Source organism: Nocardia sp. CA-129566, from assembly GCF_050956075.1.
Taxonomy (GTDB): Bacteria; Actinomycetota; Actinomycetes; order Mycobacteriales; family Mycobacteriaceae; genus Nocardia.
Genome location: NZ_CP192085.1, coordinates 3,272,360 through 3,282,111, shown reverse-complemented (window position 1 = coordinate 3,282,111; position 9,752 = coordinate 3,272,360). Strand labels below are relative to the sequence as shown.

The following is a 9,752-nucleotide window of genomic DNA, read 5'->3' as shown; positions in this document are numbered from 1 at the left end:
CGTCGGGTCTCGCTCCGGCGTCGAGCCAGTCAACCTGTTCGCTCCCGATCCAGCGACTCCTAGCGCCACGCACCCCCGTGCTGCCGAATTGCGTAGGTGGACTCGCGATTACCTGTGTCAGCCGCACCCCGACCTCGGCCGAACCGGCCCGGTCTGTCCTTATACCAGCCGCGCCATCACAAACCACTTCCTGTGGGCCGCATTCATCGAGGGTAGTTCCATCGACGCCGAGGTCCTGACCGCAGTTGTCGACGATCTGTACGACCTGTTCCCCGCCCTGCCGCCCCGGGACGAACCCGAGTCCAAGTTGAAGGCTGTCCTGGTGGTCTTTCCGGACCTCACCGAATACGAAGACATCGACGCGGTGCAAATCGAACACAAGTCTCGGTTCGTCGAAAAGGGTCTGATGCTCGGTCAGTTCTATCCCGGATGCACCGTCGCGGGCCTGCACAACCCGGACTTCCCCGCACTCGACGCGCCACTGCCCATGCTCGCCGTCCGCTACATGGCCCCCACCGACTTCCCATTCCTCACCACCCGCCACGAATGGATGGACTCCTACCTCAAGCTCTTCGCCCCCGCGATCCCCAAGTTCATCACCAGCACCATGTCCGACAAACTCGTACAGACAACCGAGCACTCGGACGAAACTCACTGAGATAGATTCCGGGACAAGCCAACCGAGCCGTCAACCAGCGCCGACCAGATGGGTCCGGTCCAGCGCGAACTTGGGCACCACCTTGATCGGTGCGGCCGTGCGCGCACCACGTGCCCGAAACACTTGCGGCGGACAGCCTTTCCAGCGCCGGAACGCGCGAATGAACGATGCCGCCTCCGCGTAGCCGAGCCGCGCCGCCACCTGTTCGGTGGTCATATCGGTGTGGTGCAACAGCTCCTCCGACATCATCTCCCGAACCTCGTCGAGCAGATGGCGAAACGATGTGCCCTCGTCCCGCAGCCGTCGCGACAGTGTCCGCGGACTCATGAAAAGCTCGGCGGCAACAGCGATCTGATCCGGAATCTCGCCCGGATTGCGGACCAGCCGATCACGTACTGAACCCGCGACGCCGGTGCGGGCGCGGCGCGCGGTGAGCAGATCGCGGCAGAGCTGTTCGCCTATGCCGCGCGCCCATTCGTTGGCCTGTGGCAGCGCGACATCGAGACGGGCACTGTCGAAGGCCAATTCATTGGCCGAGGCGCCGAAGACCGGCTCGACGCCGAATATATTGCGGTAACGCGTCGTATCCGCCGGAGCGGGGTGCCGGAAGCTGACCCGGGAGGCGGGCACCCCCGCGGACAACAGTTCCCGGCCGATGGTGTGGATGCCGGTGATGACGCGTTCGGTCAGGAACGGGCGCACATCCTCCGGAATCTCGGAGTCGTCGAAGATCAGCCGCGATTCGGTCGCCCCCTCCTCGAAGGTCAGGTGGCCGAAGACAAGGGCGAGGTCGAGGTAGCGCAGCGACACCTCGATCACCTCGCGCACCGTTCGGCTGCTCAGCAGTGCCAGACCCCATGGCCCGTACAGCGAGAGGTGATAGCGACCTCCCGCCTCGACTCCCAAACCGGACTCATCGCCGAATCCCGCCAGCAGATTCCGCACGACGCGCACCTCTTGGCGCGCGGTCACCTCGGCATTGGGATCGGTCACCGCCTCGGGCACCAGAGCCGTGCCCTTCAGGCAGACCTCCGACGGCATTCCGCGCTCCTGCGCCAATTGCATCAGCACATGCACGCTGGACGTACTGCGCAGCAGATCCCAATCGAACACCGAACTGCACCCTCGTCGAAACCGGTCTTGCATGGCGGAACATATCAATCATTCCTTCCGTATCGCAGGAAAATCGTGAATCCGGTATACGCACTACGCCACGGAAATCGACCGGCCCGGCGCAGTCGAGTCCATCGGATACCGGGCGCGCAATGCCGCGAAATTCCTCCTCGACGAGCACCGGCACAACACAGTCCGACCGGCCGGACCGAGCGTCCGGTCAAGGTATCGAACGGGCGACGCGGAATCCGACATCATCGATCCGATAGGTCGGATGGCTGCGTCGCCGCACCGAGGCCCGGCAGCTCCACTTCTCGTCGGACCACCCGCCCCCACGCAACACTCGATACGAGCCGTACACCTCGGCATCGTAGATATCCCAGCACCAGTCCCAGACATTGCCGAGCATGTCGTACAGCCCCCACGCATTGGGCAGTTTGCCACCCACCTCATGACTGCGTTCCTGGGAATTGCCCCGGTACCAAGCGATCTCGTCGATCTCGCCATATCGAGGTCCGGATGTACCGGCACGGCAGGCATACTCCCATTCGGCCTCGGTCGGCAGCCGATACCCGTTCGCGGCGGCATCCCATTCGACCTCGTCATCGTGCACGCGGTACGCGGGCAGCAAACCCGCACGCGTGGACAGACCATTGCAGAACCCGATCGCATCGAACCACGAGACGCCCTCGACCGGCCGCCGATCACCCCGAACGCTGCTCGGCCGCGCACCGGTGACCTGCGCGTACTGCGACTGCGTCACCGAAAACGCCGCGATCTCGTACCCGGCGACCTCGACCGGCCAACTCCGCTGCGTCCGCCGATCCGACAGTGTCACCCGCCCCGCCGGGAGCGCGACCATCTCGATTTCCGAATGCACAGGTAGGCGATCCTAGTCACTCCGCAAACCGCTGGCGTCGATCGAGGTCGTCGTCCATTCGGCGCGCTCGGCCCGCGCATGACCACCATGGCCGCTCGGCTCGCCGACGGTCTGCTGGTCATGCCGTTCAACTCCGAGCGAGAGCAGATCATGCCGAGAGTCAGTGACCTTTCCTACGCCACTCCCGGATCGCGGCGACGATCTCGTCAGCGGCGTCCTCCTGGATGAAGTGGCCCGCGCCGTCGAGGAGAACCGTCCGATGGTCGGCGAACAACTCCTCCCAATGACGGCGTTCGGGGTCTCGGAAGGCGACATCCTTGGTGCCCCACACGATCAGTGCGGGCCGGTCTCGCACCACATCGAGGCCGCGCTCGACACCGGCGAGAAACGTTCGGCTGGCCAGAATTTCGCGTGGGAACACATGGATGGGTTCGCGCGATTCCGGCGTCGGGAAGGGACCGCGATAGGCGTCGAGCACCGCCTTGTCCAGCTTCTTGCGGCGCACGCCGACGGGGATGATCCGCTCGACGAAGAAGTTGCGCTGCCGGATCAGCCAACCGCCGACCGGGCCGCCCAGAATCCGCGAGAAGGCCTGCGTCGTCACATCGGATTTCGGCCAGGCCCAGGTGTTTCCGATGACGAAGGACGTGAAGCGATCCGGGTGCCGACCGGCCACGGCGAATCCGATCGGGCCGCCCCAGTCCTGCACCATGAGCATCGCATCGCGTAGATCGAGCCGGGTGACCAGTTCCGCGACGACCTGTGCATGCTCGGCAGGTGTGAAGCGGTAGCCGGGCGCCGCCCGGGACAGCCCGAAGCCGGGATAGTCCACCGCGACGCAGCGGAACCGGTCCCGCAGACCGGCGATGATGTCGCGGTAGAGGAACGACCATGTGGGGTTGCCGTGCAGCAGGAGCAGCGGCGGTCCGCTGCCCTCGTCGAGGTAGTGCACGCGCGAACCGTCGATCTCGGCGAAATGACTCGGATACGGGTACAGACTTTCCGGTATCCAGTTCGGCCGGGCCGGTGTGCCGCCTTCCCCGGTCACGCTGCCTCCGATCGCACCTTCGTCATCAACCAAGTCTGGACGACAGCGAACACGATGAGGGGCACATTGCCAGTAACTATTTGATAGCCGAAGCCCCGACCGCGGATCGGTCGCCGCCACAATGGGCGCACTGTCCCCACACCTGTGGTGCGATCATCGCCCCGATTGGGCCGCCGCCGCGCGGGTGTCGAGCTGTGCCAACGACAGCAGATGGCGCGGCGGGGTGTCGAGGACCGTGCTCGAGTGGATGCGCAGGCCGTTGTCGACGTGCAGTAGCTCGCCGGGTTCCAGCGCCCGCCAGCCGGGATCCTCGTCCGTGCGCTCGCTGGCCACCACGACCGCCGGGAATTCGCTCAGGTGTCCACTGCGCGCACGGATTCCCGTGCGTCCGGCATGGTCCAGATGCCGACCGCCATGTGGTCCACCTGCCGCGCGTTCGAGGACGAAAAGGTCATGTGTGTCGGGATACCGCAGTGCCCACAGGCTCGTCGCCGTGGTCAGCACCACATTGAGCGCGTAGACCGGCAGCCGGTCCGCGATCCACTGGACCGCGTCGGTAATACCCGCCGTGACGTTGCCGCCATGTCGATCGGTGCGCTCGGTGATGAGGGCGAAGAACCGTTCGGAGTCCGTATCGCCGTGCACCAGAGCGCGGTACGCACCGAGTTCGGAGTCCAGTTCATCGAGGCCGTGCAGCACACCGTTGTGCGCGAACAGTCGGCCGTGCTGTTCGAACGGGTGCGTGTTGCGCGGTTGCATACCACCGGTGGTGGCATAGCGAATGTGCGCGACGAACGTCGTCGATTCCCGTTCCCGCGCCTCCCGGCCGAATTGGACATCCTCGTATGCGGCGATCGGCTGCTTCTCCACCACCGCGGCCCCATCGGTGGCGAAGGTGCCCAGACCCACGCCATCGGGCTCACGTCTGCTCTGTATCGACAGACTGTCCGGGGCATCGAGCAACCAGAACGTAGCCCGCACCCGCCGCGGTGCGGCCGACAAACCGAACAAGCGACACATGGCACTCCCGCCCGGGGCATTGTCCGTAGCTGATGAGTTGCCTGCGATCGTAGTCCGCAATCCCGCTGGCGGGCCCATCCGCCACCGAATCGGCCGGTGTTCGGCCAGCATGGAGACAAGCGGGTCGGAGATCGGTTCCCGCTTCTTGCCCGCCCGGATCGACGCCGCGAGGCTCGGTGCACGGGACGTGGGCGAGACAGCCTTCGCGGAGTCAGTCCAGTAGCCGCCGCAGCAGGGGCAGCGACGTCGCCAACTGCTTGCGCTCGGCGGCGGTGAGTCGATCATCGATGAGTTCGGCGAGGTGCTCGTGGCCAGCCAGGCGGCGTTCGGTGAGAAGTGCGCGGCCGTCCTCGGTGAGGATCAAGAGTTTGCGGCGCAGATCTTCGCTGTCGACGGTGCGGTGCACCAGTCCGCGGTCGACGAGTGCGGCGACCGTAGCGGCGACCGATTGGTGGCGGAGCTTATCGGCGCGGGCCAAGTCGCTGACTGTCGCGGGCCCGTCCCGATCGAGGCGTTTGAGGACCGACACCTGCGACAGCGACAGCTCGCGCCCCGGAGAGGCCGAGCGCATGCTCCGTACCAGGGCGCCGACTATCGACTGAAGTTCTTCAGCGATCGTCTCGTAGTCGCTTGTCTTGCCGCTCACAGTTCACTAAAGTACAGCAAAACTGCGCAGGCTGGCTGTATATCGTTTCGTTCGCATATCGAACACCCAGGATGACATCGAATGACCGATGACCTGGTAGCGAGCGGGCCGGTTCGCACCGCCGCCGTGCGGTTCGGTGCACGATCGCAAGCCCTGGAATCGACTGTCCACCAAGGAGATCGCAATGTCCATTGTCGGCAAGCTGCTCGCGAACCGGCGCGCCGGTGACCAGGGCCTGGCCTGGCATCGGCCGAATCTGGCCGGGGTCGACACCTTTCAGATGACCAGTCCGGACTTCGACCACGAGTCGCCCCTGAACACGATTCATGCCGGAAAACGGGTCGGCGGCCAGGATCGCTCTCCGGCGTTGACGTGGTCACCGCCGCCCGCGCAGACAGCTCAGCTGCTGCTGGTCATCGAGGATCCCGACGCACCGACGAAGGCGCCGTTCGTGCACGCTGTCGCCCTGCTGGACCCCACGGTCAAGGGCATACCGCAGGACGCACTCGCCGGCGTCGATCCCGCGCCGGGTGTGCGGGTACTGCGTTCGGGGTGGGGCCGCGGCTACCTCGGCCCGGCACCGATCAAGGGACACGGCCCGCATCGCTACGTCTTCCAGCTGTTCGCCCTGGCCGAGCCGATCACCGCAGCGGGCGGAAAATCGGTGGAGTCGGCGAAACCGCACGCCATCCTCGAGGCCGGACAGTCCATCGCACGAGCCCGCATCGACGCCTTCTACGAACGTCGCTGACAGAGCGCGGCACCGTCGAGCGGCATCCACGGATTTCGCACAGCACGAGATATCGGTCGCGCCCGACCTCACCCGAGCGGTGACGGTTCCCGGCGGCCGCCGTCCATCGTGCGGCGCGAGTTACCCACGGCCGCAACGGGTCTGCGCCGCACCGTAGGCGACGCCAAGGGCACCGGTTATACCCCGCGCAGGAACAGATAGTCGAACAGCGCCAGAATTCGGTCGATGTCGAACTGTTCGGGATCGTCGAGTACCAGCCGTGCCGCGGTCTGGATGGTGCCCTGCACAACCTGGGTCAGTACCTCGGCATCCACGTGATCGGCATCGGGCTGTTGTGCCAGCCACCGGCCGACCGCATGCCCGAGCGGTGTGCGCAATTCGTCGCGCGATTTGGCCACCTTCTCCCGGAGCACCGGCGGGACCCCATCGATGGGGAAGTACACCAGCCGCCAGGTATCGGGTATCGAACGCACCTCGGCCAGAAAGCGTCCGAGCATCGCGGGCAGCTCTTCGGTTGTGGCAGAACCCGAATCAGGTGTCGTGGCATCGCGGGCGACGGAACGTTCGACGGCGGCGGCCATGCGGGCGGTCTCGCGTTCGATGAGTTCCTCGAGCAGTTCGTCGCGGCTGCCGAAGGAGTCGTAGACGACCGGTCTGGTCACGCCGCCGCGCTCGGCGACGGCGGCGATACTGACGCTGGTGAATCCCGCCTCGGCCACAATGCCCAATGCCGCGTCGAGCAGTTGCTCGCGCCGGTCGGCGGGCTGGAGTCGTTTGGCGTATCTGCGCTTGACGGGCTGCGGTCCACCGGGCTTATCGGCTGCCGTCTTCTTATGGGACGCTGCTTGTTTCGCATTCGCCATCGCTACGTCTCCCGGGCTTCAACGGCGGTGACGGCCCGGTGCGCGACCCAGCGCAGTGTTTTCGCCACGGTCTCGTGACGTTCGGAACCGCCATCGGCGAGCACGATCCTGGCTCCCGTTTCGCTCGCGCTGATCACCGCGTGGCTCAATAACTCACTGTCGATATCTTTTTCACTCAGCGCGCCCATCACCGCGATCATGGCCTGACTGCGCTCCCGAATCGCATTGCGGGTGCGATCGACCCGCTCGCGCACCTCTTGGGGCAGACCATCGCCGGGCATCAGCACGAACCGCCAGGTTTCCGGCGCGGCGACCACGAGGCCGAGATAGATATCAACGGCGTCGACCGCGATACTCGCCGCCATCGCGGCCAGGTCGACACCTTCCGGCAGCACCGGGGTCGCGGCGGCTGCCATCTGTTGTACCCGTTGGTCCTCACGATCGAGCAGTGCCTCGAACAGTTCGTCCCGATCACCGAATTCGGCATACAGCGCGGGCCGGGTAATGCCCGCTGCCCGCGCGATGGCGTGCATGCTCACGCTGGCATAGCCCTCGCGAACGATGAGATCGCGTGCCGCGTCGAGAATGTCGTCACGTCGGGTTGACATATTCTCCTCCCCACGTCGGCTGACGGATACGTGTTTCAGATTGCTTCCGGCTGGGTCAGTGTACGCATTGCCATCGCGCCCGCCGTAGACATCATTACCCCGCCGTGCACCATTGTGGATTCTCCGGCTGCGCCCTTAGATGGGAATCGGCCGAATCCTACACGGCCACATCGGATGTCAATCGAAATTGACCCTGTTGTTTTCCCTGCTGGGCAATGTTAGCGTTGCCCGGCAGCCGATGGTGTCGATCACACCGGGGGCAGTTGGTGACCGCGTTCACAGCCACTCGCGAGCACCACGGCGACGGCTGTCGAACCTGTCAAGACTCTGACGCGTCACGTCAACGGGCAGTGTGGCCTGGCACTCGAGCGTGGCCTCGTGGGGGAATAGTGGAGGAACGATCGATGGACTCCGACGCGCCGAATGCGGCACCGACGGCAACGCAGATCGCGCGGAAGAATCTCACCGATACCACGCAATCGAGCCTGCGCACCTTCGGCCGGGTGGTCGATCTCGGTCTCGAATCGGCGCGCGGCACTGTCTCCGATATCGTCGCGGGTAAGTTCCAATGGCACGAAATGCTGCGCCAGGCTTGGTATCTGGTGACCGTCACCGCGATTCCCGCGGTGCTGATGGCGGTGCCGTTCGGGGTGGTCGTCTCGGTGCAGGTGGGCAATCTGATCCATCAGCTCGGCGCGGATTCGCTGATCGGCGCGGCGGGCGGGCTCGGCGTCATTCAGCAGGGCGCACCGATCGCGACCGGCCTGCTGCTCGGCGGCGCTGGCGCGTCGGCGATCGCCGCCGATCTGGGCGCGCGCACGGTCCGCGAGGAGATCGACGCGCTGCGCACCATGGGCATCAGCCCGGTTCACCGGCTGGTGATTCCGCGGGTGACCGCGATGATGCTGATCGCGCCGCTGCTCAATGTGCTGATCATCTTCGTCGGCATCGTCGCGGGTTACGCGGTGGCGATCGGCGCGCAGAATGTCACGCCCGGTAGCTACTGGGCCACCTTCGGTTCCTTCACCGTGCTCACCGACGTATGGATTTCGATGATCAAGGCGGTGCTGTTCGGATTCATTGTGGTGATCGTGGCCTGCCAGCGGGGGCTGGAGGCCAGGGGCGGGCCGCGCGGTGTTGCCGACGGTGTGAATGCCGCGGTGGTGTTGTCGGTGGCATCGATCATCGTGGTGAATCTGGTGATCACCCAGGTCGTCGCGATGTTCCTACCGTTGCGGGTGGCTTAATGATCCGAGCATCGCGTAGCGATTCCATGAGGGGTGGCGGTCGGGCGGCGGGTGGGCCGGCAACTCCCTATGTACCGAGGGGATTGCGCTGGGCCAACCGACTCATCGACCGTGCACGGGTGCTGGCACCGCTGGAGAACGCCGGTTTCGCAATCGGATTCGTATTCCAGGCACTGGCCGCTATCCCCTTGACCCTCAGGCGCTATCGCGGCGAGACCATGCGCACCATTACCGATATGACCTGGGGCCGTGGCTCGGTCATTGTCGGCGGCGGCACGGTGCCGATGTTGATCGTGCTCGGCATCGCCATGGGCGCTGGCGTCGGCATCCAGGGCTTCACCACCCTCGACCTGATCGGGCTCGGCCCGGTCACCGGCGTGGTCTCCGCCTTCGCCAATACCCGCGAACTCGCACCCATCGCCGCCGCGGTCGGATTCGCCGCACAGGCGGGCTGTCGGATGACCGCCGAAATCGGCTCCATGCGCATCTCCGAGGAGATCGACGCCATCGAATCCCTTGGCCTGCGGTCGGTTCCGTTCGTGGTGAGCACCCGGGTCATCGCCGGTGCGATCGCGATCGTGCCGACCTTCCTCATCGCGCTGATCCTGAGCTATCTCGCCTGCGACACGGTGGTGGTGCTGCTGCACGGACAGGCGGGCGGGGTATACGAGCACTACTTCTTCCAGTTCACCAGTGGCTATGACGTGCTCGCCGCGGTGATCAAGATCCTGGTGTTCGGCGTCGCGGTCATCCTGATCCATTGCTATTACGGGTTTTTCGCCTCCGGCGGACCCGAGGGCGTCGGCATCGCATCGGGTCGTGCGGTGCGCGCCAGCTTCGTCGCGATCATCGCGCTGGATATGGTGTTGACCCTGCTGCTGTGGGGCGTCAACTCCTCGATCGAATTCCCGGGGTAGG

Annotated in this window: 11 protein-coding genes; 4 read left to right on the top strand and 7 right to left on the bottom strand. The window is 65.4% G+C overall.

Going from position 1 to position 9,752, the window contains the following annotated elements:
* Positions 1-88: 88 nt before the first annotated feature.
* Positions 89-658, top strand: coding sequence for a DUF6875 domain-containing protein (locus ACQP0C_RS14135; protein ID WP_433733371.1), 570 nt, complete (start codon positions 89-91; stop codon positions 656-658).
* A 30-nt stretch (positions 659-688) separates the two neighbouring features.
* Here ACQP0C_RS14135 and ACQP0C_RS14130 read toward each other — a convergent pair whose 3' ends face one another.
* From ACQP0C_RS14130 to ACQP0C_RS14110, 5 genes are all read right to left on the bottom strand, one after another.
* Entirely contained in the window at positions 689-1,771 is a 1,083-nt protein-coding gene (locus ACQP0C_RS14130; protein WP_433733370.1) for an AraC family transcriptional regulator, read from the bottom strand.
* Between the two features lie 220 nt (positions 1,772-1,991).
* Positions 1,992-2,633: a formylglycine-generating enzyme family protein gene (locus tag ACQP0C_RS14125; protein WP_433734542.1), complete on the bottom strand. Its 642-nt coding sequence runs from the start codon at positions 2,631-2,633 to the stop codon at positions 1,992-1,994.
* Positions 2,634-2,811: 178 nt separating this feature from the next.
* On the bottom strand, positions 2,812-3,699 hold the full coding sequence (locus ACQP0C_RS14120) for an alpha/beta fold hydrolase (RefSeq protein WP_433733369.1): 888 nt from the start codon (positions 3,697-3,699) through the stop codon (positions 2,812-2,814).
* A 153-nt stretch (positions 3,700-3,852) separates the two neighbouring features.
* Entirely contained in the window at positions 3,853-4,719 is an 867-nt protein-coding gene (locus tag ACQP0C_RS14115) for a class II glutamine amidotransferase (protein WP_433733368.1), read from the bottom strand.
* A 211-nt stretch (positions 4,720-4,930) separates the two neighbouring features.
* Entirely contained in the window at positions 4,931-5,365 is a 435-nt protein-coding gene (locus ACQP0C_RS14110) for a MarR family winged helix-turn-helix transcriptional regulator (RefSeq protein WP_433733367.1), read from the bottom strand.
* 184 nt (positions 5,366-5,549) lie between these two features.
* Between ACQP0C_RS14110 and ACQP0C_RS14105 the strand changes: the two genes are divergently transcribed.
* Positions 5,550-6,116, top strand: a complete 567-nt coding sequence (locus ACQP0C_RS14105) for a YbhB/YbcL family Raf kinase inhibitor-like protein (protein ID WP_433733366.1) — start codon at positions 5,550-5,552, stop codon at positions 6,114-6,116.
* Between the two features lie 176 nt (positions 6,117-6,292).
* Here the strand turns inward: ACQP0C_RS14105 and ACQP0C_RS14100 are convergent, their stop codons facing one another.
* Entirely contained in the window at positions 6,293-6,979 is a 687-nt protein-coding gene (locus ACQP0C_RS14100) for a TetR/AcrR family transcriptional regulator (protein WP_433733365.1), read from the bottom strand.
* A 2-nt stretch (positions 6,980-6,981) separates the two neighbouring features.
* On the bottom strand, positions 6,982-7,587 hold the full coding sequence (locus tag ACQP0C_RS14095) for a TetR/AcrR family transcriptional regulator (protein ID WP_433733364.1): 606 nt from the start codon (positions 7,585-7,587) through the stop codon (positions 6,982-6,984).
* 404 nt (positions 7,588-7,991) lie between these two features.
* Here ACQP0C_RS14095 and ACQP0C_RS14090 point away from each other — a divergent pair, with 404 nt between their 5' ends.
* On the top strand, positions 7,992-8,834 hold the full coding sequence (locus ACQP0C_RS14090; protein ID WP_433733363.1) for an MlaE family ABC transporter permease: 843 nt from the start codon (positions 7,992-7,994) through the stop codon (positions 8,832-8,834).
* Between the two features lie 26 nt (positions 8,835-8,860).
* A complete protein-coding gene (locus ACQP0C_RS14085; RefSeq protein WP_433733362.1) occupies positions 8,861-9,751 on the top strand; it encodes an MlaE family ABC transporter permease in 891 nt (296 codons plus the stop codon).
* Position 9,752 lies beyond the last annotated feature (1 nt).

Bases quoted from the DNA above. Each gene is read 5' to 3' on its own strand.
- ACQP0C_RS14125 (WP_433734542.1), bottom strand. From the start codon at position 2,633: ATGGTCGCGCTCCCGGCGGGGCGGGTGACACTGTCGGATCGGCGGACG.
- ACQP0C_RS14115 (WP_433733368.1), bottom strand. From the start codon at position 4,719: ATGTGTCGCTTGTTCGGTTTGTCGGCCGCACCGCGGCGGGTGCGGGCT.
- ACQP0C_RS14105 (WP_433733366.1), top strand. From the start codon at position 5,550: ATGTCCATTGTCGGCAAGCTGCTCGCGAACCGGCGCGCCGGTGACCAG.
- ACQP0C_RS14100 (WP_433733365.1), bottom strand. From the start codon at position 6,979: ATGGCGAATGCGAAACAAGCAGCGTCCCATAAGAAGACGGCAGCCGAT.
- ACQP0C_RS14095 (WP_433733364.1), bottom strand. From the start codon at position 7,587: ATGTCAACCCGACGTGACGACATTCTCGACGCGGCACGCGATCTCATC.
- ACQP0C_RS14090 (WP_433733363.1), top strand. From the start codon at position 7,992: ATGGACTCCGACGCGCCGAATGCGGCACCGACGGCAACGCAGATCGCG.
- ACQP0C_RS14085 (WP_433733362.1), top strand. From the start codon at position 8,861: ATGAGGGGTGGCGGTCGGGCGGCGGGTGGGCCGGCAACTCCCTATGTA.